Here is a 23,257-nt window from a genome sequence, read left to right as displayed (position 1 = left end):
GCTGCCGGCACGCCCGACGGGAGACCCGACGATGAGCCTCGACCAGGTCCTCAACGACGAGGAGCGGCTCGCCCGCCTCGATCTCGACCAGCTCAAGCAGCTCGTGGGGCTGGTCGAGCACGACGACTCCGCCGACCCGTTCCCCGTGTCGGGCTGGGACGCGCTGGTGTGGGTGGTGGGCAACGCGCTGCAGACGGCGCACTTCCTGCAGTCGGCGTTCGGCATGGAGCTGGTCGCCTACTCCGGTCCGGAGACCGGCAACCGCGACCACCACGCCTACGTGCTGCGCTCGGGCGCCGCGCGGTTCGTCGTCCAGGGCGCCTACGACCCCGACAGCCCGCTGGCCGACCACCACCGCCGGCACGGCGACGGCATCGCCGACATCGCGCTGGCCGTCCCCGACGTCGACCGCTGCGTCGCGCACGCCCGGGCGCAGGGCGCCACCGTCCTCGAGGAGCCGCACGACCTCACCGACGAGCACGGCACCGTGCGGCGTGCGGCGATCGCCACCTACGGCGACACCCGGCACGGCCTGGTCGACCGGTCCCGCTACAGCGGCCCGTACGTGCCCGGCTTCGTCGCGCGGACGTCGTCCTTCGTGCCCCGCCCGGGCCGGCCGCGGCGGCTGTTCCAGGCCGTCGACCACGTCGTGGGCAACGTCGAGCTCGGCGCGATGGACGCCTGGGTCGACTTCTACAACAGGGTCATGGGGTTCACCAACATGGCCGAGTTCGTCGGCGCGGACATCGCCACCGACTACTCGGCGCTGATGAGCAAGGTGGTGGCCAACGGCAACCACCGGGTGAAGTTCCCGCTCAACGAGCCGGCCCTGGGCAGGAAGCGGTCGCAGATCGACGAGTACCTCGACTTCTACCGCGGCCCGGGCGCCCAGCACGTGGCGCTGGCGACGAACGACATCCTGGCCACCGTGGACGCCATGCGCGCCGAGGGCGTCGAGTTCCTGGCCACCCCCGACTCCTACTACGAGGACCCCGAGCTGCGGGCGCGCATCGGCGAGGTGCGGGTGCCGATCGAGGAGCTGCAGGCCCGCGGGATCCTGGTCGACCGCGACGAGGACGGCTACCTGCTGCAGATCTTCACCCGGCCCACCGGCGACCGGCCGACGGTGTTCTTCGAGCTCATCGAGCGGCACGGCTCGCTGGGTTTCGGCAAGGGCAACTTCAAGGCGCTCTTCGAGGCCATCGAGCGCGAGCAGGCGAGACGCGGCAACTTCTGACCGACCCCCCGCCGCGCTCGGCCGGGTGCTCCTCAGTCGACGAGGTCGAGGGCGGCGCCCACCACCGAGTCGACGTCGAGGCCGTGGGAGCGGTAGACGCTGTCGAGGTCACCGCTCTGGCCGAAGCGGGTCACGCCCAGGTGGGTGGCCGGCACGCCGCGGACGCCGGCCAGGAAGGCCAGCGTGTGGGGGTGGCCGTCGAGCACCGTGACCAGCGGGGCGGCCCGCTCGGCGGGGAACGCGGCGTCGAGCACCCAGCCGGGGGCCTCGTCCAGGCCGCGGCGGGCCTGCACCCCCCGGAACAGCAGGTCGGGGCTGGTCACGCAGACGACGTCGGCGGGGAAGCCGAGGCCGTCGAGCCGCTCGGCGGCGGCCAGCACCTCGGGGACGACGGCGCCCACCGCGGCGAGGGTGACCGCCGGGCGGGCGGCGCGCCGCAGCGGGTACGCGCCGGCCACGACCTGCCGGCGGCGCCGCTCGCGGGCCGCGGGGTCGGCGGGGACGGCGGCCAGCGCCTGGTCCACCGGCCGGGTGGAGAGCCGGACGTAGGAGCTCGACCCGCCGGGACGCCCCATCTGCCCGAGCGCGGCCAGGAGACACCACTCGGTGTCGAGGGCGAAGGCCGGCTCGTAGGACAGGCAGCCGGGCTGCTCCAGCCCGACCGACGGCGTGGTGATCGACTGGTGCGCGCCGCCCTCGGGGGCCAGCGTGACGCCCGAGGGCGTGCCCACCAGCAGCGACTGCCCGCCCGCGTAGATCGTGAACGACCACGGCTCCAGCGCCCGCTCGACGAACGGGTCGTAGAGCACGCCGATCGGCAGCAGCGGCCGGCCCCAGCGCGACCAGGTGGCGCCCAGCTCGCCGATGGCGCCGACCAGGTTGGTCTCGGCGATGCCCAGCTCCACGTGCTGGCCCGAGGGCCGCTCCCGCCAGTGCAGGATCGTCTCGGCGTCGTCGGCGAACCAGTCGCGCCGGTCCTCGTGCGACCAGACGCCGACCTTGTTCACCCAGCCGCCGAGGTTGGTCGAGCTCGACACGTCGGGGCTGACGGTGACCACCCGCCGGCCCACCTCCGGCGCGGCCCGGTTGAGGTCGAGCAGCGTGCGGCCCAGCGCGGCCTGGGTGGTCGCCGTCCCCGAGGGGGTGCGGCCCAGGTCGGCCGGCACCGGCGGCGGCGCCTGTAGGGGGACGTCGGCGCGGCGCAGCCGGCCGGCGGCCGCGGCGAGCAGCCGCCCCGGCGCGCTGTCGGCCGGGAAGCCCGCCCACGGGTCGGCCGGGTCGACGCCGACGTGCGCGGCCAGCTCGTGCAGCTGGGCCTCGGTCAGCAGCGCCGAGTGGTTCTGCGGGTGGCCCTCGGTGGCCAGCCCGTAGCCCTTGAGCGTGTAGGCGATGACCACGGTGGGCCGGGTGTCGTCGATCCGCGTGAACGCCTGGCGCAGCGCGGCGAGGTCGTGGCCGCCGAGGTTGCGCACCGCCGCGACCAGCCCGTCGTCGGGCACGCCGGCGACGAGCGCCGCGACGTCGTCCGCGCCGGGCCCCTCCCCCGGCAGGGTCCGCCGGATCTCGGCCGGTGCGCGGCGCAGCATGCGCTGGTACTCGGCGTTGCTCATCCCGTCGATGCGGTCGCGCAGCGCGGGCCCGCCGGGGCGGGTGAACAGCTCCTCGAGCAGCCGGCCGTACTTGACGGTGAGCACCTGCCAGCCGGCGGCGGCGAACATGCCCTGCAGCCGGGTGGCGCCCATGGTGGGGACGACGCGGTCGAGCGACTGCCGGTTGAGGTCGACCACCCACACGACCTCGCCGAGCTCGGCCACCATCGGGTCGAGGACGGCCTCCCAGATCGCGCCCTCGTCGAGCTCGGCGTCGCCGACCAGCGACCACTGCCGGCCCGTGCCGCCCGCGCCGAACCGGGTGTTGACGTAGCGGCGGGCCAGCGCACCCCAGATCGGGGCGGTGGCGCCGATGCCGACGCTGCCGGTCGAGTAGTCGGCCGGGACGGGGTCCTTCAGCCGCGACGGGTAGGACTGCAGCCCGCCGAACCGGCGCAGCGTGGTCAGCCAGGAGGCGTCGAGCTGCCCGAGCAGGAACTCCAGGGCGTGCAGCACCGGGGAGGCGTGCGGCTTGACGCTCACCCGGTCGTCGGCGCGCAGGTGCTCCAGCCACAGCGCCGTCATGATCGTGACCATCGAGGCGCTGGAGGCCTGGTGGCCGCCCACCTTGAGGCCGCTCGGGTTCGGGCGCACCCGGTTGGCGTGGTGCACGACCGCCGTCGCCAGCCACAGCACGCGCTGCTCGACCTCCCGCAGCGCGGCGTCGTCGGAGCCGGTGGCGGGGGGCCGCGGGGCGGTCAGCGTCATGGTCTCTCCTGTCGGGCGGTCGGGGCACCAGGATGGCGGGTGCCCGGGCCGCCGTCGCGAGAGGACCCGTCCATGACCGCACCCGACCGCGCAGCGCAGCTGCACTCGCTCTACCGGGCGTTCAGCACGCGCGACCTCGACGCGGTGCTGGCCGCGATGAGCCCCGACGTCGACTGGCCCAACGGCTGGGAGGGCGGCCGCGTCCACGGGCGCGAGGGCGTCCGCGACTACTGGGCGCGCCAGTGGGCGCAGATCCGCCCGGTGCTCCGCCCGACCCGGGTCACCGAGCGCCCCGACGGCGCGGTCGAGGTCACCGTCGCGATGACCGTGCGCGACCCCGGCGGCACCCTGCTCTCGCGGGAGACCGTCCGGCACGTGTACCGCTTCGACGGCGACCTCGTGCGGCGGATGGACACCGAGCGGTAGGCCCCGGCCGGTCACCCGGCCGGGACCCCTCCTCACGGCACGAGGATGGCCCGGCCCCGGACCTTCCCGGCGTCGAGGTCGCGGATCGCGTCCACGGCCCGGTCGAGCGGGTACTGCTGGGTGTGCAGGGTGACCTTCCCGGCCTGCGCGAGCACCATCAGCTCGGCGAGGTCGGTGTAGGTGCCGACGATGTTGCCGACGACGTTCTTCTCGCCGGCGACGAACTCCAGCGTCGGGATCCGCAGCTCGCCGCCGTACCCGATGACGTAGAGGGAGCCGGCCGGGCCGGTCATGTGCCAGCCGTCCATCTCCGCGCCCTGCTCGGCGACGAAGTCGAAGACGACGTCCGCGCCTCCGCCGGTGAGCTCCTGCACGGCCTGCACCTGGTTCCCGTCGGCGACCACGGTCTCGTCCGCGCCGATCTGGCGGGCGAGCTCGAGGGCGTCGGGGTTGCGGTCGACGACGACCACCCGGGCGCCCGACAGCGCGGCCAGGCACTGCACGCCGATGTGGCCGAGACCGCCGGCACCCTGCACGACCGCCGTCGTGCCCGGGTGCAGCAGCGGCAGGGCCTTGCGCACGGCGTGGTAGGCGGTGATGCCGGCGTCGGCGAGCGCGGCGACGTCCGCGGGGTTGGTGGAGGGGTCCAGCTTCACGCAGGCGCGGGCGGTGGTGCGCAGGTACTCCGCCATGCCGCCGTCGTCGTTCGACAGCCCCGGGAAGAAGGCGTGCTCGCACTGCATGTCCCGCCCGGCGCGGCAGGCCAGGCACAGGCCGCAGCTGGGCTGGGGGTGCAGGATCACCGTGTCACCGACGGCGACGTTGGTGACCCCCTCCCCGACCCGGTGCACCCACCCGGCGTTCTCGTGCCCGATGACGTAGGGCAGCTCCGGGTCCTGGATGTCGGCCCACTGGCCCTCGAGGATGTGCAGGTCGGTGCGGCAGACCCCGGCGCCGCCGATCTTGACGATGACGTCGAGGGGGCCCTGGAGCTCCGGCTCCGGGATGTCGTCGATGCTGGGGTCGGCGTGGTACTCGTGCACGCGGACGGCCTTCATGAGCGCACCTCCAGGGGGATCAGCGGTCGGTCCTCGGGGCGGGGGGTCTGGTCGGCCTCGGACCCCGGGTAGCGGGTGGTGAGCAGCCCGCGGCAGAAGTGTGCGTTCCCGTCGACGGAGATGCGCACCGAGCGGGCCCGCCGCAGGAAGTGCGCCGCGGCGTCGTGCGTGGGCCGGGTGCCGTCGGCCTCGACCAGCACCGGTGCGCCCGGGTCCAGCGGCAGGCCCACCGCGGCCCGGCGGCGCAGCAGCGCCTCGGTGGTGGGCTCCCCCGCCGGCAGGTCGCCGAGGGTGAGCGCCGCGACGTCCACCGCCGGGTCGAGCCGGAGCAGGGCGGTGACCGCCCGCTCCATCGCGGCGGTGTGCGCCTTGCGGGTGAAGGTGGCCCGCAGCTCGTCGAGGGACTCCTCCGCCTCGTGCCCGAAGGTGCCCCGGTAGCCCAGGCCCGCGGCCAGGCCCCGGTTGATCAGCTCGGAGTCGTGGTGGTCGTCGAGCTCGACGACCACCCGCCCCACCCCGGGCACGGCCGACACCGCGTCGGAGGCGTCGGAGACCATCAGCCAGGCGAAGTTGGGCGCGCAGAACGAGGTGGGCAGCCGCAGGTGCACCTCGACGTGCACCCCGTCACCGGACCCGGCGACCGCCACCGAGCGGACGAAGCCGAGGTCGGTGATCGGCTCGTCGAGCTCGGGGTCGACGACGGTGCCCAGCGCCGCGCGCACCTCCCGCTCGGAGACGGCGGCCCGGTCGGTCAGGACGGCGGTCATGCAGCGTCCCCCTCAGACCGTCGCGAGGTCGGCGGCGGCCGGGTCCCGCGGGCCGGTCTGGGTCTCGTCGGCCTCGGGCAGCCGCAGGTGCTCGGGCACCTGCAGGTCGTAGAGGCGGGCGGCGTTGAGGCCGAGCACCTTCTTCCTCTGCGCGGTGGTGATCGGCGCGTACTCGGTCATGTCCTCGGGGATCTGGAAGTCCACGAACCGCTCGACGAGCCACTTCGGCGTCCAGAGGGCGTAGTCGCTGGAGAACAGGATCCGGTCCTCGCCGATCCAGTAGAGGAGCTCGCCCATGATCTGGGCGAAGTAGCGCGGCCGGGTGTGGATGAAGGGCATCGCCACCGCCAGGCCGCCGTAGACGTTGGGCTCCTGGGTGGCGATCCAGCAGAAGTCCTCCAGCCGCGGCAGGCCCACGTGCTCCACGACGAAGTTCAGGTCGGTGAAGTCGGTGGCCACGTGGTCGACGTCGGCCACGTCGAAGGCGTCGCGGTCCAGCGGGCGGATGGTGGGGCCCTTGTGGATGTGGATGTTCCGGATGCCCAGCTCGCGACAGACCTCGAAGTAGCGGTAGGCCATCGGGTCGGTGAGCTTCCAGCCGCGGGACTCGCCGTGCCAGTCGGCGGTGTAGAGCTTCACGCCCGTGAGCTGCATGCGCTCGGCGTTCTCCCGGAGCTTCTCCAGGCCGTTCTCGCCGTCGCGCGGGTCCCAGTAGTGGTTGTAGGTGAGCTTGTCCGGGTGGGCCTGGGCGAGGGCGAACGCCTCCTCGGTCTGGCCGAAGCCCCGGTGGTAGAACTCCGCGAGGCGGGCCGGCTGGAAGACGGCGTGGTCGACGATGCCGTCGACGAACACGTCGCGCATCAGCCGCTCGCCGCCCTGGTAGAGGTACTCCTCGTAGCCCCAGGTCTCCGACTCCGGCGACAGGTTGCGGTGGTAGTCGTAGAAGCAGTCGATGAACTGCTTGCCGTGGATGTTGCGCTGGTTCTCGGGGCGGGCGTCCCACAGCGCGATGTGGGCGTCCACGACGTAGTACTGCTCGCCGTCCTTGCTGTACATCCGGGGCCTCCGTCGGCGTCGGTGTGAGTGGGGTCACCGTCTGGCCGCCGACGCTAGGCACCGCACCGCCCGCGGTGTAGCCGCGCGGTGTCTCACTTCGGGACAGCGGTGACCACGCTGGAGTGGGTACACTGCGTGGTCTGCGCCACAGCCGGCGCGGCTCCCGTGGCCGGCCTCCCAGCACCGGAGGGACCCGTGGACGACCTGCCGGCCCGCAGCCTCGCCGACCCCGACCTCGCCGGCCGGGTCGCCGCCCCGAGGCTGCGCGCGTCGTGGCACCGCAGCCAGGACTACGGCGTGCCGCCCGACGAGGTCATCCCGGTCTTCACCGGCTCCCCCGACACCGGCTCGCTGCTCTACGAGTGCGCCCACCGGGTGCTCACCGACCTGCAGTCGACCATCGCCAACGAGCCGGTGAGCCTGATGGTCGCCGACTCCGACGGGCTGGTGCTCGCCCGCCTCGGCGACGACCGCGACATCCGGCGCTCCCTGGACCGGGTGCACCTCGCCCCCGGGTTCACCTACAGCGAGCGCAACGCCGGCACCAACGGCCTGGGGCTGTCGCTGGCCGACCGCGCCCCCTCGCTGGTGCGCGCCGGTGACCACTACTGCACCGACCTGCGCGGCTACACCTGCGCCGCGGCGCCGGTGCTCGAGCCGCTCACCGGGCAGCTGGCCGGCAGCATCAACCTGACCACCTGGTCGGAGTCGTCCTCGGAGCTGCTGCTCGGCCTGGCGCAGACCGCGGCGTCGGCCACCAGCGCGCTCATGCTGGTGCGGGCCGGCGGCCGCACGGTCCGCCCCGCGCCGCGCGGCGAGGTGTTCTCCGTCGTCCGCGGGTCCGCCGGGGACGACGACGGCGACCTGTGCGTCTCGGCCGGCTGGCGGGCCGCCCTCGACGAGGCCGCGCGGGCGGTCGCGGCGGGCCGGGTGCTCACCGTCCTCGGCGAGCCCGGCGCGGGCAAGGCGACGCTGGCCGCGCTGGCCCGGCGCCGGCTGGCGGTGCGGCAGCGGCTGCTGCACGCCCGCGCGCCGGAGGGCGGGGACGTCGCGGCCTGGCTGGAGCTGTGGACGCCGGAGCTGCACGACCCGGACACCTGCGTGATCGTCTCGGGCCTGCCGCACCTGCCCGCGTGGGCCGCCGGCGACCTCGCCCGCACCCTGGCCGCCGCGCGCCGCCCCGGCCGGCCGCAGCCGTTCGTGCTGTCGGCGCCGGAGTTCGCCGTGCTGCCCGACCAGCTCGCCCGGCTGGCCGACGCGGTCGTCGAGGTGCCGCCGCTGCGGGCGCGCACCGAGGACGTGCTGCCGCTGGCGGGCCTGTTCGCCCGGCAGGAGCGGCACCGCACCGTCGCCCTCACCCCGCGCGCCGCCCGCGCGCTGACCGGCTGCCCGTGGCCGGGCAACGTGCGCCAGCTGCGCCGGGTGGTGCGCGAGGCCGCCGCCCGCGCCGACGTCGTCGACGTCCACCACCTGGCGCCGGAGGTGCTCGACGGCGGCAGCCGGCCGCTGTCGCGGCTCGAGCGGCTGGAGCGCGACGAGATCGTCCGGTGCCTGACCGAGCCGGGGACGACGATGACCCGGGTCGCCGAGGAGCTCGGCATCGGCCGCGCCACCCTCTACCGCAAGATCGCCCAGTACAAGATCGCGGTGCCGCGGTCCGGCTGAGGCCCCCGCGCTCCGGACGCCGCCCCGCCGCCGGGCCCCTAGGGTCGCGGCAGGGGCGGAGGGAGACGCGGGTGTCGGACGGGCTGTACCTCACCGGCTGCGAGCCGGCGACCGGCAAGTCGGCCGTGGCCCTGGGGGTGTTCGAGCTGCTCTCCCGGCGGGTCGGCCGGCTCGGCGTGTTCCGCCCGGTGGTGTCCTCCCGCGACGGCGCCGACCCGGTCGTGGAGCTGCTGCTGCCCCGCTCGCCCACCGCGCTGCCCGAGGAGGGCTGCGTCGGGGTGCCCTACGCCGAGGTCCTCGCCGACGAGGACCGGGCGCTGTCGGAGATCGTGGCCCGCTACCGCGCGCTGGCGGCGCGCTGCGACCGGGTGCTGGTCGTCGGCTCGGACTTCAGCGAGGCCGGTGCCTCCCGCGAGCTGGCGCTCAACGCCCGCATCGCGGCCAACCTGGGGCTGCCGGTGCTGTGCGTCGTCTCCGGCCGCGACCGCGACCCCGGCGACGTCGCGGTCGCCGTCGGCGTCGGGGAGACCGCCGTGCGGGCGGCCGGCGGCGAGGTGGTCGCCGTCGTGGCCAACCGGGTGCCGCCGCGGCTGCTGCCGGCCGTGCGGGAGCGGGTCGGCGGCGGCGGGGTGCCGGTCTACGTGCTGCCCGAGGCGCCGGTGCTGACCGCGCCCACCGTGGCCGAGGTGGCGCGGGCCTGCGACGCCCGCGTGCTCGCCGGCGACGACGCGGCGCTGGGCCGGGAGACCTCGGGCGTGCTGGTGGCCGCCATGACCATCCCCAACCTGCTCGAGCGGCTGGTCGACGACGTCGTGGTGATCACCCCCGGCGACCGCGCCGACGTCGTCCTCGGGGTGCTGGCCGCGCACCTGTCCGGCGGTCTGCCCGCCCCCGCCGGGCTGGTGCTCACCGGCGGCATCGCGCCGGCCGAGTCGGTCATGCGCCTGGTCGAGCGGCTGCCCGCGGTCGTCCCCGTGGTGGTCACCGACCAGGACACCTACGCGACCGCGACGCTGGCCGGGTCTGCGCCGGGCCGGATCGGGCCGGGGGCGCCGCGCAAGGTCGACGTGGCGCTGGCGCTGGTGGAGGAGCACGTCGACGGAGAGGAGCTGCTCGACCGCACCGCGGTGGCCCGGCCGCGGGTGACCACGCCGCTGATGTTCGAGTACGAGCTGCTCGACCGGGCCCGCGCCGACCGCCGCCACGTCGTCCTCCCCGAGGGCACCGACGAGCGGGTGCTGCGCGCCGCCGAGCGGCTGCTGCGCCGCGGCGTGGTCGACCTGACCCTGCTCGGCGACGCCGCCGAGGTGCGCGCCGCCGCCGCCCGGGCCGGGGTCGACGTGGCCGGGGCGCGGCTGCTCGACCCGTGCGACCCGGAGCTGCGCGAGCGGCTGGCGGTGGAGTACGCGCGGCGGCGGGCGCACCGCGGCGTGACCATGGACGCCGCCCGCGACCTGGTCGTCGACGTCTCCTACGCCGGCACGCTGATGGTCGCCCTGGGCCTGGCCGACGGCATGGTCTCCGGCGCCACGCACACCACCGCGCAGACCATCCGCCCGGCGCTGGAGCTGATCAGGACCACCGAGGGCGTCTCGCTGGTGTCCAGCGTGTTCTTCATGTGCCTGGCCGACCGGGTGGTGGTCTACGGCGACTGCGCGGTCAACGTGCACCCCGACGCCGGGCAGCTGGCCGAGATCGCGGTCACCTCGGCGGGGACGGCGGCGCGCTTCGGCGTCGAGCCTCGGGTGGCGATGCTGTCCTACTCCACCGGCACCTCGGGCAGCGGCGAGGACGTCGAGCGGGTGCGCGCGGCCACCGAGCTGGTGCGCTCGCGCGCGCCCGGCCTGCCGGTGGAGGGGCCGATCCAGTACGACGCCGCCGTCGACGCCGGGGTGGCGCGCACCAAGCTGCCCAGCAGCGAGGTGGCCGGGCGGGCCACCGTGTTCGTCTTCCCCGACCTCAACACCGGCAACAACACCTACAAGGCGGTGCAGCGCAGTGCCGGCGCGGTGGCGGTCGGCCCGGTGCTGCAGGGACTGCGCCGGCCGGTCAACGACCTGTCCCGGGGCGCGACGGTGCAGGACATCGTCAACACCGTGGCGATCACCGCCATCCAGGCGCAGTCGTGACCGGGCGGGTGCTCGTCGTCAACTGCGGCTCGTCGTCGCTGAAGTACCGGCTGGTCGACGTCGGCGCCGGCCAGGCGCTGGCGTGGGGGCTGGCCGAGCGGGTCGGGCAGCCCTCGGGCCGGCTCACCCACTCCCGGGCCGGTGGCGAGCCGTCGGTGGTGGAGCGCCCGCTGCCCGACCACGCCGGCGCGCTGGCCGCGGCGCTGGAGGCCTTCGAGCACTCCGGACCGTCGCTGGCCGACGCCGGCCTGACCGCCGTCGCCCACCGCGTCGTGCACGGCGGCGACCGGTTCTCCGCGCCCGTGCGCATCGACGACGACGTCGTCCGCGCGGTGCGCGAGCTGGCCACGCTGGCGCCGCTGCACAACCCGGTCAACGCCGTCGGCATCGAGGTGGCCCGGCGGGCCTTCCCCGGCCTGCCGCACGTGGCGGTGTTCGACACCGCCTTCCACGCCACGCTGCCGCCGCACGCGCACACCTACGCGGTGCCGCCCCAGTGGGCCCGCGAGCACGGGGTGCGCCGCTACGGCTTCCACGGCGCCTCGCACGCCCACGTCTCCCGCGCCGCCGCCGAGCTGCTGGGCCGGCCCCTGTCCGAGACGAACACGGTGGTGCTGCACCTGGGCAACGGGGCCAGCGCCACCGCCGTCGCCGGGGGTCGCAGCGTCGAGACGTCCATGGGGATGACGCCGCTGGAGGGGCTGGTCATGGGCACCCGCTCGGGCGACCTCGACCCCGCCGTCGTCGCGCACCTGCACCGGGTGGCGGGCCTGTCCCCGGCCGAGGTCGACCGGGCGCTGAACTCCTCCAGCGGGATGCTCGCGCTGGCCGGCACCAACGACCTGCGGGAGGTGCACCGGCGCATCGCCGACGGCGACGAGGCGGCCGCGCTGGCCCTCGACGTGTTCTGCCACCGGGTGCGCAAGTACGTGGGCGCCTACCTGGCCGTGCTGGGCCGCACCGACGCGATCGCCTTCACCGGCGGCATCGGGGAGAACGACGCCGTCGTCCGCGCCGCCTCGCTGGCCGGGCTGGAGACGCTGGGCATCCGGCTCGACGAGGAGCGCAACGCCGTCCGCGCCCCGGGCGGGCGCCGGGTCTCGGCCGACGGCAGCCCGGTCGCCGTCCTCGTGGTGCCCACCGACGAGGAGCTGGAGATGGCCCGCCAGACCGTCGACCTCCTCGCCGCCGGCTCCTAGGACGGACGGCGGACGAGCCGTGTCGGGGAAGCCCGACAGCGCACCGGCCGGGCAGCAGGACGCGACCGTGACCGCACCGCCGCCAGCCTCGTCGGCAGGAGCGACGAGGACCGCAACGGCCGGGTGCTCGCCGCGCCGGCCCACCTGCGCTCCTGACCCCGGCTCAGGCCGGGCGGGTGCCGACCAGCGTGGCGAAGGCGACGACGTTGTCCTCGTAGCTGCCCGCCCCGGGGTCGAAGGCGCCGCCGCAGGTGATCAGCCGCAGCTGGGCGTCGTCGGTGTTGCCGTAGACCGCGACGGTCGGGAAGTCGTCCTTGGCGTGCCGCTCGACCCGGTCGACGGCGAACACCGCGACCGTGCCGTCGGCGCGGGACACCTCGACCTCGTCGCCGGGCGCGAGCGCGCCGAGGTCGAAGAAGACGCCCGGCCCCCACTCGGCGGAGTCGACGTGCCCCAGCAGGACCGCCGGGCCCACCGCGCCGGGCGCGGGGCCGTTCTCGTACCAGCCCGCCCGGTCGTCGGGGGCCAGCGGCGGCACCTCGACGGTGCCGTCGTCGTTGAGGCCCAGCCGCAGCAGGTCGCTGCTCACCCCGATTTCGGGGATGCCGACCGACACCGGCTCGGCCACGTCGGCCGGGGCGTCGGCGGGGGTCGTGTCCGGGGCGGGAGGTGGGGTGGGCGGCGGCACGGTGGAGGGCGCGGAGGAGGCCACGGCGGAGGAGCCCACGGCGGAGGAGCCCACGGCGGTGGGGGCCGCGGCCGGGGTGGGGGCGCTGCGCTGCCCGGTCAGTGCCACGACGAGGGCACCGACGCCGACGACGGCCAGCACGGCGGCGAGGACCAGCCAGGTGCGGGACCTGCGGCGGGCGGGGGGCTCGGTCACAGCGGTCCTCTCGGGAGACGGGGGCCGGGGCCGGGCCGCGCGGGAGGGATCCCGCGCGGCCCGGCCGGCAGGGTCAGGCCTGGTCGGCCTGGCGGCGGCGGTAGCCCACGACGCCGGCGGCGGCCGCACCGGCGAGGGCGAGGGCGCCCACCCCGATCACGGCCTGCTGCTCGACGCCGGCGGTGCTGCCCCCACCGGTCTCGGCGCCGCCGTGGGGCGCGGTGCCCATCTGGGCGGAGACCAGCGGGGCGCAGGCGGCCGGGGCGGTGGCCTCCATCGGCAGCGACGGGTCGAGGTCGCTCATGACGTCGCCGTCGTAGGTGCCGCTGCCGTTCTCGTCGACGCCGTGCAGGACCAGCACCGCGGTGCCGGCGGCGAAGGAGTCGGCCGTCTCCTGCGAGACCTCGAAGGTGCGCTCGTAGCTGATCGTGCCCTCGGTCGGGAAGCGGTCGATCGCCAGGCCGCTGTCGGGCGAGGTGTCGCCGCTGGTGGTCAGCGACGAGCCGATCGCGCCGTAGTAGGGCGCGCCCTCGGTGACGCTGACGAAGCCGTCGCCGTTCTCGTCGTCGGCGTCGGTCGGGCACTGGCCCTGCGCGGCGATGTGGAAGTGCTGGGCGTGGGGAGCGCCCTCGAGCAGGCCGGTCGCCTCGACCATGACCGTGGCCGTGGTGCCGTCGAGGGTCACCATGCCGGTGCCGCTGACACCGGAGCCGTTGAGGGCGGCCAGGTCGGCCTGGTAGCTGCCGCCGTGGTCGTCCGCCAGGGCGGGCGACAGGGTCAGCAGCGGGAACGCGGCCGCGGCGAGGGCGATGGTGGGGACGGCGAGTGCCTTGCGCACAGTGGGCTCCTCCGGGAGTGGTGGGGTCGTGCCGGCACCCGGGGGTGACGGCACGCGGACACGGTTGGGAACCGGGTCCGCCGTGCACCGCGGACGCGTCCCTGCGCCCGCGGCCGGGGTCCCGCAGGACCCCTCGGACCGGTCGGGTCCCCCCTCCGCTCGTGTGCGGAGTCCCGGGCCGTCCACCGCTGCCTTCGTCGTGGGACTCCGGATCGGTTCACACCCGATCGGGTGCAATCCACCGGGCGGCCGGCGGCCGAACACCGGTCATGCGCGTCCACCGCACCCCCGCCCCCGCGCGGGACACCGCCCTCCACCGCCCTGCCGCACTGCTCCTGGTGCTGGGTGCGGCGCTCGTCCTGCTCGGCACCGGCGTGGCACCGGCGGCGGCGCACGACGAGCTGGTGGGCAGCGTCCCGGCGGCCGGGGCCACCGTGCCGGCGCCGGCGCAGGTGGAGCTGCAGCTGAGCGCCCCGGCCCAGGCGCTGGGCACGCAGGTGCTGGTGAGCGGGCCCGACGGCGCCGCGGTGTCGGAGGGTCCGGCCGCGCTCGCGGGCAGCACCGTCGTCCAGCCGCTGCGCGCGGACCTCCCGGCCGGCGGCTACACCGTCGAGTGGCGGGTCACCTCCTCCGACGGGCACCCGCTGGAGGGCGCCTTCTCCTTCACCGTCACCGGACCCGCCACCGCCGCACCGACGGCCGGCCGTCCCCCGTCCACCGCACCGCCGGCCGCGCCCGCTCCGGCCGCTCCCGCTGCGGCGGATCCCGCCACGTCCGATCCCGCCGCGTCCGATCCCGCCGCGTCCGATCCCGCCGCGTCCGATCCCGCCGCGTCCGGGGCGGACGGCGCCGGGGCGGGCGTCTCCCCCGCCTGGCTGGCCGGCGGCGGGCTGCTGGCCGCGGCCGCGGTCCTCGGCACCCGGTCGCTGCGCCGCCGGTCGTGACCGCCACCGCGCGGCCGGAGGCGCCCCCGCCCGCCCGCCCGGCCCGCCGGCTGCCCTCCGGCGTGCTGCCGGCGGTGCTCGGGGTGCTGGGCGTCCTCGTGCTGGCCCTCGCGGTGGGGGGCGCCGTCGGGGCCCCGGCGCCCGCGGGGCTGCCCCGGGCCGGGGCGCCGGTCGAGTGGGGCCTGCCCGTGGCCCGGCTCGCCGCGCGGGTCACCGGGATCGCCACGGTCGGGACGCTGCTCTTCGCCGCCTTGCTGCTGCCCGCTCCCGGCGGCGTGCTCCCGGGAGCGTCGCTGCGGGCGGTCCGGGCGGCCGCGGCGTGGGCCGCGGCGTGGGCGGCGGCGACCGCGCTCACCGCGCTGCTCACCGTCAGCGACCTGCTGGGCGTCGCACCCGGCGGCCTGACCGGGACGGTGCTCGGGACCTTCCTCGCCGGCACCCCCGCCGGCCGGGCCGCGCTCACCGTCGTGCTGCTCGCCGTGGCCGTGGCGCTGCTCGCCCGCCGCTGCCGCCGCACCCCCGCGTCCGGCGCGCTGCTGCTGGCCGCGCTCGCCGGGCTGGTCGTGCCCGTCGTCCTCACCGGGCACTCCGCCGCGGCCGGCGACCACGTGCCGGCGGTCACCGGCCTGGCCGTGCACGTGGTCGCCGCGGCGGCGTGGGTGGGCGGACTGGCCGCCCTCCTCGTGCACGGCCGCGCCGCCGGCGACCTCGCCCCGGCCGCGGCCCGGTACAGCGCGGTGGCGCTGGCCTGCTCCCTGCTCACCGGCGCCTCCGGGCTGCTCGGCGCCTGGCTGCTGCTGGGCGGGGACCTCGCCGGCCCCGCCGCCGCGGCCGGCACCGGCTACGGGTGGCTGCTGCTGGCCAAGACCGCCGCGCTGGTCGCGCTCGGCGTGCTCGGGTGGCGGCACCGGCGCGGCACGCTGCCCCGGCTGCGCGCCGGCGAGCCGGGCGCCTTCCGCCGGCTGGCGGTGGCCGAGGTCGTGCTGATGGCCGCCACCGTGGCGGTCGCGGTGGCGCTGTCGGCGTCCCCGCCCCCGCCCGGCACACCGGAGGCGGCCACCGGCCCGGCCGCGGCTCCCGCCGCCCCGGCGTCACCGGGCACGCCTGCCCCGACGGCGGCGCCCGACCCGATGGCCGGCCACGACCACGGGGAGCTCTCCGTCGGGGTGCTGGTCGACGGCGAGCGCTTCCACGTCCCCCGGCCGGTGGCCCCGGGCTCGCGGGTCACGGTCTTCAACAGCAGCGACACCGAGGTCACGCTGACCGCCGACGACGGCGGCTTCGACGTCGTCGTCCCCGGGCACGCGCTGCTCACCTTCCCCGCCCCGGGGGCACCGGGCGAGTACGGCTTCACCAGCCGGCACGACCCCGGCTTCCGCGACGTGCTCGTCGTCGCCGCGCCCTGACCGGGGCCGCTACTCCTCGTCGGTGCGGTAGCCGAGGTTGGGCGAGAGCCAGCGCTCGGCCTCGGCCAGGGTCCAGCCCTTGCGGCGGGCGTAGTCCTCGACCTGGTCGCGGCCGAGCCGGCCGAGCACGAAGTACCGCGACTCGGGGTGGGAGAGGTACAGCCCGCTGACGGCGGCACCCGGCCACATCGCCATCGACTCGGTCAGCTGCAGCCCGGTGGCGGCCTCGACGTCGAGCAGGTCCCAGATGGTCTGCTTCTCGGTGTGCTCGGGGCAGGCCGGGTAGCCCGGCGCCGGGCGGATGCCCCGGTACCGCTCGGCGATGAGCGCCTCGTTGTCGAGGTGCTCGTCGGCGGCGTAGCCCCAGAACTCCCGGCGCACCCGCTCGTGCAGCCGCTCGGCGAAGGCCTCGGCCAGCCGGTCGGCCAGCGCCTCGAGCATGATCGCCGAGTAGTCGTCGTGCTCGGCCCGGAACGCCGCCACCCGCTCGGCCGAGCCCAGCCCGGCGGTGACGGCGAACGCGCCGACGTGGTCGCGCAGCCCGGTCGCCCTGGGCGCGACGAAGTCGGCCAGCGACCTGCGCGGGGAGCCGTCGCGGCCCTCGGTCTGCTGGCGCAGCTGGTGCAGCACCGCGCGCACCGCCGTCCGCGACTCGTCGGTGTAGACCTCGACGTCCTCCGAGCCGTCCACCCGGTTGGCGGGGAACAGCCCGACGACGCCGTTGGCGGTCAGCCACCGCTCGCCGACGACCCGGTCGAGCATCGCCTGGGCGTCCTCGTACAGCCGCCGGGCGGCCTCGCCGGTGGTCGGGTTGTGCAGGATGTCGGGGAAGCGGCCCCGCATCTCCCACGCGTTGAAGAACGGCTGCCAGTCGATGTAGCCGCGCAGCTCCTCGAGCGGGTAGTCGCGCAACCGGCGGACGAACTGGCCCGCCTCGCCGTGCCGGTGGTCGCAGCCGGGGCCGGTGCAGGCGTCGCGGGCCTGCTGGGCCAGCATCCGCGGCCGCGGCGGGGTGTAGGCCGACCAGTCCAGCGGCGGCGCCGCGGCTCGCGCGGCCTCGAGGGACAGCAGCGCGCGGGTGTCGGTGCGGGCCGCGTGCCGCTCGCGCAGCCCCTCGTACTCGGACTCGACGTCGGCGAGCAGCTGCGGCCGCTGGTCGTCCGACAGCAGCGCGGCGACCACGGGCACCGACCGCGACGCGTCCTTCACCCAGATGACCGGGCCGTGGTAGCGCGGGGCCACCTTGACCGCGGTGTGCGCCCGCGAGGTGGTCGCCCCGCCGATGAGCAGCGGGACGTCGAAGCCCTGCCGCTCCATCTCCGCGGCCAGGTCCACCATCTCGTCCAGCGACGGGGTGATCAGGCCCGAGAGGCCGATGACGTCGGCACCCTCGGCCTTGGCCGTGTCGAGCACCTTCTGCGCCGGCACCATCACGCCGAGGTCGACGACGTCGTAGTTGTTGCACTGCAGGACGACGCCGACGATGTTCTTGCCGATGTCGTGGACGTCGCCCTTCACGGTGGCCATGACGACCTTGCCGTTGCTGCGCTCGGCGTCGCCGGGCCGCTTCTCCGCCTCGATGAACGGGATGAGGTGGGCGACGGCCTTCTTCATCACCCGCGCGGACTTCACCACCTGCGGCAGGAACATCTTCCCCGCGCCGAACAGGTCGCCGACGACGTTCATGCCGTCCATCAGCGGGCCCTCGATGACCTCGATCGGCCGGCCGCCGCGGGCGGCGATCTGCAGGCGCAGCTCCTCGGTGTCGGACTCGACGAACTCGTCGACGCCCTTGACCAGCGCATGGGTGATCCGCTCGCCCACCGGCAGCGCCCGCCACTCCTCGGTGGCCGCCTCCTTCGCCGCGCCGTCCCCGGCGTAGTCGCCGGCGATCTGCAGCAGCCGCTCGGTGGCGTCGGGCCGGCGGGCCAGGACGACGTCCTCGATCCGCTCGCGCAGCTCGGCGGGGACCTCCTCGTAGACCTCCAGCGCCCCGGCGTTGACGATGCCCATGTCCATCCCGGCGGCGACGGCGTGGAAGAGGAACACCGCGTGGATGGCCTCGCGCACCGGGTTGTTGCCGCGGAAGGAGAAGGAGACGTTGGAGACGCCGCCGGACACCAGCGCGCCGGGCAGGTTCTCCTTGATCCAGCGGGTGGCCTCGATGAAGTCCAGCCCGTACCGGGCGTGCTCCTCGATGCCGGTGGCCACCGCGAAGACGTTGGGGTCGAAGATCACGTCCTCGGCGGGGAAGCCGACCTGCTGGGTGAGGACGTCGTAGGCCCGCCGGCAGATCTGCCGGCGCCGCTCGAGGGTGTCGGCCTGGCCCTGCTCGTCGAAGGCCATGACGACGACGGCGGCGCCGTACTTGCGGCACAGCCGGGCCTGCTCGACGAACTCCTCCTCGCCGTTCTTCAGCGAGATCGAGTTGACGATCGACTTGCCCTGCAGCTGCTGCAGGCCGGCCTCGATGACCTCCCACTTGGAGGAGTCGACCATCACCGGCACGCGGCAGATGTCGGGCTCGGCGGCGACGAGGCGGGTGAAGCGGGTCATCGCCGCGACGCCGTCGATCATGCCCTCGTCCATGTTGACGTCGATGACCTGCGCGCCGGCCTCGACCTGCTGGCGGGCGACGGCCAGCGCGGTCGGGTAGTCGCCGTCGCGGATCAGCCGGCGGAAGCGGGCCGAGCCGGTGATGTTGGTGCGCTCGCCGACGTTGACGAACAGCGAGTCGGCGTCGACGGTCAGCGGCTCCAGGCCCGACAGGCGCAGCGCCGGGCGCCGGGCCGGCGGGGTGCGCGGCGGCAGGTCCGCCACGGCGGCGGCGATCGCCGCGACGTGCTCGGGGGTGGTGCCGCAGCAGCCGCCCACGATGTTGACGAAGCCGTCCTCGGCGAAGCCGCGCAGCACCCCGGCGGTCTCGGCCGGTGCCTCGTCGTACTCGCCGAAGGCGTTGGGCAGCCCGGCGTTCGGGTAGCAGGAGACGAAGGTGCCGGCGACCCGGGCCAGCTCGGCGACGTAGGGCCGCATCTCCGCGGCACCCAGCGCGCAGTTGAGCCCGACGGCCAGTGGGCGGACGTGGCGCACCGAGTTCCAGAACGCCTCGGTGGTCTGCCCCGACAGCGTGCGGCCGGAGGCGTCGGTGATCGTGCCCGAGACGACGACGGGCCAGCGCCGGCCGTGCTCCTCGAACAGCGTCTCCAGCGCGAAGACCGCCGCCTTGGCGTTGAGCGTGTCGAAGACGGTCTCGACCAGCAGCAGGTCGGCACCGCCGTCGACCAGGCCGCGCGCCTGCTCCAGGTAGGCCTCGACCAGCTCGGGGAAGGTGACGTTGCGCGCGCCGGGGTCGTTGACGTCGGGCGAGATGGACGCCGTCCGGCTGGTCGGGCCGATGGCGCCGGCGACCCAGCGCGGGCGGTCGGGGGTGCGCGCGGTCATCGCGTCGGCCTCGCGGCGGGCCAGCCGGGCCGCGGCCACGTTGATCTCGTAGGCCAGCGCGGACATGCCGTAGTCGGCCAGCGAGATCGACGTGGCGTTGAAGGTGTTGGTCTCGACCAGGTCGGCGCCGGCCTCGAGGTACTCGCGGTGGATGCCCGCGACCAGCTCGGGCGCGGTGAGCACCAGCAGGTCGTTGTTGCCCTGGACGTCGGTGCGCCAGTCGGCGAAGCGCTCGCCGCGGTAGCCGGCCTCGCTCGGCCGGTCGCGCTGGATGGCCGTCCCCATCGCCCCGTCGAGCACGAGGATGCGCTGCTCGAGCAGGGCGGTCAGCTCCGCCGTCGCGTCGGGACGGGGGGTGGGGGCGTCGGTCACGGGCGTCCTCGGGGGTTCGGTCGGCGGCGGGCGGGCCTGCTGCACGCTCAACGGTCCCGGGCCCTGCCTGTTGTTCCGGGGGCCATCCTCCCACCTCGCTCCCCCGGCGGGACGCCGCGACCGACGTAGGCTCGCAGGGTGACCGACCCCAAGTCCGCCTCCGAGGACCTGCCCCAGCTCGACCGGCCGGTGGTGGTGGTCGCGTTCGAGGGCTGGAACGACGCCGGGGACGCCGCCACCGGGGCGCTCGAGCACCTGGAGCTGATCTGGGACGCCACCCCCCTCGCGGCGCTGGACCCCGAGGACTACTACGACTTCCAGGTCAACCGGCCCACCGTCTCCCTGGTCGGCGGGATCAGCCGCCGCGTCGAGTGGCCGACGACGCGCATCTCGGTGGCCCGCCCGCCGGACAGCGACCGCGACGTCGTGCTCATCCGCGGCATCGAGCCCAACATGCGCTGGCGCGGCTTCTGCGAGGAGCTCATCGAGCTGTGCCGCGAGCTCGACGTGCAGACCGTCGTCGCGCTGGGCGCGCTGCTCGCCGACACGCCGCACACCCGCCCCACGCCGGTCACCGGCTCGGCCTACGACGCCGAGTCCGCCGAGCGCTGGGGTCTGGAGACCTCCCGCTACGAGGGGCCCACCGGCATCCTCGGCGTCTTCCAGGACGCCTGCGTGCAGGCCGGGCTCCCGGCGGTGAGCTTTTGGGCCGCCGTCCCGCACTACGTGTCGCAGCCGCCCTCGCCGCGGGCCACCGTGGCGCTGCTGCAGCGGGTCGAGGAGGTGCTGGAGGTCGCCGTGCCGCTGGGCGCGCTGCCCCAGCAGGCCGACGAGTGGGTCAAGACCGTCGACGAGATGGCCCAGGAGGACGCCGAGGTCGTCGAGTACGTCCGGTCGCTGGAGGAGCGGCAGACCGAGACCGACCTCTCCCAGGCCAACGGCGACCAGATCGCCCGCGAGTTCGAGCGCTACCTCCGCCGCCGGGGTTCCTCCCCCAACTAGCCCGACCCGGTCGCCGGTCCCTCCCGCGGCGGCCGGTCCGGTCGTGCGGCAGTTGGGGATAACGGTCACCCGGTGGAATCCGTCAAGCTGCCGCTCCTGGGGCGTTCCTCGTCCTCCCGGAGCCCCGCAGGACCCCCGGCCCCCGCAGGACACCCCAGGAGGGACGGGGTCAGGTGCGCAGCAGCGGGGTCATGCGGGCCGCGGCGTCCTCGCCGAAGAGCCGGTCGTGGGTGGCCAGCGCGAACCGGTCGGTCATCCCCGACACGTGGTCGACCACCTGCGTCACCAGGTCGGCCTCGGTGTCGCGGTAGGTGGGCGGGATGAGCTCGGGGTGGGCGAGGTGGTGGTCGACCAGCCGGCGGATGACGTCGACCGCCAGCTGCTTCTGCCCCGCGGCGGTCTCGGACACGTACACCCGCCGGAACATGAACGCCCGCAGCTCGTGCATGGCCGCCAGCGACCCGGCCGCCATCACCACTTCTCCCCCGTCGGCGAGCGACCCGGTGACCACGGCGTCGACCATCGCCCCGACCATCGCGCTGCCCGGCTCGCCGAACGCCGCGCGGGCGACCGCCGGCAGGTCGCCGGGCCGCAGCACCCCGGCGCGGACGGCGTCCAGGGCGTCGTGCGAGAGGTAGGCGATCCGGTCGGCGTAGCGCACGCACTCGCCCTCGCGGGTGGCCGGCGGCGGGGTGATCTTCCAGCTGTGCGCGCGGATGCCGTCGCGGACCTCCCAGGTGAGGTTGAGGTGCTCGAGCACCTCCACGATCCGCACCCCCTGCGCCGCGTGGTGCCAGCCACCGGGGACGTAGGGGTCGAAGGCGTCCTCGCCGATGTGGCCGAACGGCGAGTGCCCGACGTCGTGGCCGAGCGCGATCGCCTCGGCCAGCGTCTCGTTGAGGCCCAGCGCCCGGGCGATCGCGCGGGCCACCTGGGTGACCTGCAGCGTGTGGGTGAGCCGGGTGACGAAGTGGTCGCCGTCGGGGTTGAGGAAGACCTGCGTCTTGTGCTTGAGCCGGCGAAAGGCCTTGGCGTGCAGGATCCGGTCCCGGTCACGCTCGTAGGCGGTGCGCAGCCGGTCCTCGGGCTCGGCGACGGCGCGGCCGCGGCCGGCCGCCGAGCGCGCCGCGGCGGGGGCGAGCCCGGACTCCTCCGCCTCGCGCGTCGCGCGGTCGGTGAGCCTGAACCCGCCGGTCATCAGCCCTCCTGCAGCGCGGCGCCGAACAGGTCGACGCCCAGCAGCGCGTCGACCGCGTCGGCCACCATGGCCGGGGCGCCGTCCTCGCCGTCCCCGCCGCCGGCGAGGGTGGCCGCCGCCCAGGTGTCGACGAGGGCGATGGCGCCGGGGCTGTCGAGGTCGTCGGCCAGGCGCTCGCGCAGGCCCGCCAGCACCGGGGCGGCCGGGGCGCCGGTGCTGCAGGCCGCGGCGCGCCTCCAGGTGGCCAGCCGGTCCTGCGCGGCGGCCAGCAGATCGGCGGTCCAGGCGCGGTCGGTGCGGTAGTGGCCCGACAGCAGCGCGAGCCGGATCGCCATCGGGTCGACGCCCTCGCCGCGCAGCTTGGAGACGAACACCAGGTTGCCCCGGCTCTTGCTCATCTTCTCCCCGTCCAGACCGATCATCGCCGCGTGCACGTAGGCCCGGGCGAAGGGCTTGGTGGCGGTGAGCGCCTCGGCGTGGACGGCGGAGAACTCGTGGTGCGGGAAGACCAGGTCGCTGCCGCCGCCCTGCACGTCGAAGCCCATGCCGATGGTGGCCAGCGCGATGGCGGCGCACTCGATGTGCCAGCCCGGCCGGCCCTCGGTGCCGCGCGGGCCGGGCCAGGACGGCTCGCCCTCGCGGCGCCCGCGCCACAGCAGCGGGTCGAGCCGGTTGCGCTTGCCCGGGCGGTCGGGGTCGCCGCCGCGCTCGGCCGACAGCGCCAGCATGGTGGCCTCGTCGTAGCCGGACTCCTCGCCGAAGCCCGGGGCCTGGGCGACGTCGTGGTAGACGTCGCCGGTGCCGTCGTCGAGCGCGTAGGCCAGGCCCTCGTCGAGCAGGGTCTCCACGTGCGCGACGATCCGCGGGATGGTCGCCACCGCCCCCACGTAGTCGTCGGGCGGCAGCACCCGCAGCGCCGTCATGTCCTCGCGGAACAGCGCGGTCTCGCGCATCCCGAGCACCACCCAGTCCTCGCCGTCGCGCTCGGCGCGCTCGAGCAGGGGGTCGTCGATGTCGGTGACGTTCTGCACGTAGTGGACGCCGTGCCCGGCGTCGCGCCACACCCGGTTGACCAGGTCGAAGGCCAGGTAGGTGGCGGCGTGGCCGAGGTGGGTGGCGTCGTAGGGGGTGATCCCGCAGACGTACATCCGGGCCACCCGGTCGGGCGTGGTGGCCACGACCTCCCCGCGGGCGGTGTCGAACACCCGGAGGACCGGGCCGGCACCCGGCAGGGTCGGCAGGAGCGGGGCGGGCCAGGCGAGCACGACGCCGAGCCTAG

17 protein-coding genes are annotated in these 23,257 nt (G+C 75.6%); 8 read left to right on the top strand and 9 right to left on the bottom strand.

The window, feature by feature from the left end:
- Positions 1-31 precede the first annotated feature (31 nt).
- Positions 32-1,237: a 4-hydroxyphenylpyruvate dioxygenase gene (hppD, locus tag BMZ33_RS02305; RefSeq protein ID WP_091107322.1), complete on the top strand. Its 1,206-nt coding sequence runs from the start codon at positions 32-34 to the stop codon at positions 1,235-1,237.
- 32 nt (positions 1,238-1,269) lie between these two features.
- On the opposite strand, the gene BMZ33_RS02300 is transcribed toward hppD, so the two are convergent.
- Entirely contained in the window at positions 1,270-3,594 is a 2,325-nt protein-coding gene (locus BMZ33_RS02300) for a transketolase-like TK C-terminal-containing protein (protein WP_091107319.1), read from the bottom strand.
- Between the two features lie 72 nt (positions 3,595-3,666).
- Here BMZ33_RS02300 and BMZ33_RS02295 point away from each other — a divergent pair, with 72 nt between their 5' ends.
- Positions 3,667-4,020, top strand: coding sequence for a nuclear transport factor 2 family protein (locus BMZ33_RS02295; protein WP_091107318.1), 354 nt, complete (start codon positions 3,667-3,669; stop codon positions 4,018-4,020).
- Between the two features lie 32 nt (positions 4,021-4,052).
- Here the strand turns inward: BMZ33_RS02295 and BMZ33_RS02290 are convergent, their stop codons facing one another.
- From BMZ33_RS02290 to BMZ33_RS02280, 3 genes are read right to left on the bottom strand one after another with little or no spacing between them, the layout of a single operon-like run.
- The gene (locus BMZ33_RS02290) at positions 4,053-5,078 is read right to left on the bottom strand and encodes an NAD(P)-dependent alcohol dehydrogenase (protein ID WP_091107316.1); all 1,026 of its coding nucleotides are present in this window, start codon (positions 5,076-5,078) and stop codon (positions 4,053-4,055) included.
- Positions 5,075-5,845, bottom strand: coding sequence for a metal-sulfur cluster assembly factor (locus tag BMZ33_RS02285; protein ID WP_091107314.1), 771 nt, complete (start codon positions 5,843-5,845; stop codon positions 5,075-5,077). The genes BMZ33_RS02290 and BMZ33_RS02285 overlap by 4 nt, the downstream gene beginning before the upstream one ends.
- Positions 5,846-5,857: 12 nt before the next feature.
- Positions 5,858-6,901, bottom strand: coding sequence for an amidohydrolase family protein (locus BMZ33_RS02280; RefSeq protein WP_091107312.1), 1,044 nt, complete (start codon positions 6,899-6,901; stop codon positions 5,858-5,860).
- A 195-nt stretch (positions 6,902-7,096) separates the two neighbouring features.
- On the opposite strand from BMZ33_RS02280, the gene BMZ33_RS02275 reads away from it, so the two are divergent.
- The 3 genes from BMZ33_RS02275 (at position 7,097) to BMZ33_RS02265 (ending at position 11,894) form a co-directional block, all read left to right on the top strand.
- Positions 7,097-8,566: an AAA-type ATPase lid domain-containing protein gene (locus tag BMZ33_RS02275; protein ID WP_169063774.1), complete on the top strand. Its 1,470-nt coding sequence runs from the start codon at positions 7,097-7,099 to the stop codon at positions 8,564-8,566.
- A gap of 71 nt (positions 8,567-8,637) precedes the next feature.
- Positions 8,638-10,695, top strand: a complete 2,058-nt coding sequence (gene pta, locus BMZ33_RS02270) for a phosphate acetyltransferase (protein ID WP_091107310.1) — start codon at positions 8,638-8,640, stop codon at positions 10,693-10,695.
- Positions 10,692-11,894 (top strand): acetate/propionate family kinase, encoded by a 1,203-nt coding sequence (locus BMZ33_RS02265; protein ID WP_091107308.1) that lies wholly within the window; start codon positions 10,692-10,694, stop codon positions 11,892-11,894. Before pta ends, BMZ33_RS02265 begins: the two co-directional genes overlap by 4 nt.
- A 163-nt stretch (positions 11,895-12,057) precedes the next feature.
- Here BMZ33_RS02265 and BMZ33_RS02260 read toward each other — a convergent pair whose 3' ends face one another.
- Together BMZ33_RS02260 and BMZ33_RS02255 are read right to left on the bottom strand one after the other, a co-directional pair.
- Positions 12,058-12,777: a class F sortase gene (locus tag BMZ33_RS02260; RefSeq protein WP_091107306.1), complete on the bottom strand. Its 720-nt coding sequence runs from the start codon at positions 12,775-12,777 to the stop codon at positions 12,058-12,060.
- A 73-nt stretch (positions 12,778-12,850) separates the two neighbouring features.
- Entirely contained in the window at positions 12,851-13,615 is a 765-nt protein-coding gene (locus tag BMZ33_RS02255; protein WP_091107303.1) for a hypothetical protein, read from the bottom strand.
- A 269-nt stretch (positions 13,616-13,884) separates the two neighbouring features.
- On the opposite strand from BMZ33_RS02255, the gene BMZ33_RS24370 reads away from it, so the two are divergent.
- Positions 13,885-14,559, top strand: a complete 675-nt coding sequence (locus tag BMZ33_RS24370; protein ID WP_091107301.1) for a copper resistance CopC family protein — start codon at positions 13,885-13,887, stop codon at positions 14,557-14,559.
- Positions 14,556-15,965 (top strand): CopD family protein, encoded by a 1,410-nt coding sequence (locus BMZ33_RS02245; protein WP_169063773.1) that lies wholly within the window; start codon positions 14,556-14,558, stop codon positions 15,963-15,965. Before BMZ33_RS24370 ends, BMZ33_RS02245 begins: the two co-directional genes overlap by 4 nt.
- A gap of 9 nt (positions 15,966-15,974) precedes the next feature.
- Here BMZ33_RS02245 and metH read toward each other — a convergent pair whose 3' ends face one another.
- Positions 15,975-19,778 carry a methionine synthase gene (metH, locus tag BMZ33_RS02240; RefSeq protein ID WP_091107296.1) on the bottom strand — a complete coding sequence of 1,268 codons (3,804 nt, stop codon included), beginning with the start codon at positions 19,776-19,778 and terminating at the stop codon, positions 15,975-15,977.
- A 138-nt stretch (positions 19,779-19,916) separates the two neighbouring features.
- Between metH and BMZ33_RS02235 the strand changes: the two genes are divergently transcribed.
- Positions 19,917-20,780: a PAC2 family protein gene (locus BMZ33_RS02235; protein ID WP_091107294.1), complete on the top strand. Its 864-nt coding sequence runs from the start codon at positions 19,917-19,919 to the stop codon at positions 20,778-20,780.
- Between the two features lie 169 nt (positions 20,781-20,949).
- Here the strand turns inward: BMZ33_RS02235 and BMZ33_RS02230 are convergent, their stop codons facing one another.
- Positions 20,950-21,978 carry an HD domain-containing protein gene (locus BMZ33_RS02230; RefSeq protein ID WP_091107292.1) on the bottom strand — a complete coding sequence of 343 codons (1,029 nt, stop codon included), beginning with the start codon at positions 21,976-21,978 and terminating at the stop codon, positions 20,950-20,952.
- Positions 21,978-23,243 carry a cysteine--1-D-myo-inosityl 2-amino-2-deoxy-alpha-D-glucopyranoside ligase gene (gene mshC, locus BMZ33_RS02225; RefSeq protein WP_091107289.1) on the bottom strand — a complete coding sequence of 422 codons (1,266 nt, stop codon included), beginning with the start codon at positions 23,241-23,243 and terminating at the stop codon, positions 21,978-21,980. Before mshC ends, BMZ33_RS02230 begins: the two co-directional genes overlap by 1 nt.
- Positions 23,244-23,257 lie beyond the last annotated feature (14 nt).

Origin of the sequence: Geodermatophilus dictyosporus (genome assembly GCF_900115505.1) — a bacterium.
Classification (GTDB): Bacteria; Actinomycetota; Actinomycetes; order Mycobacteriales; family Geodermatophilaceae; genus Geodermatophilus; species Geodermatophilus dictyosporus.
This window is presented reverse-complemented; position numbering and strand designations above follow the sequence as displayed.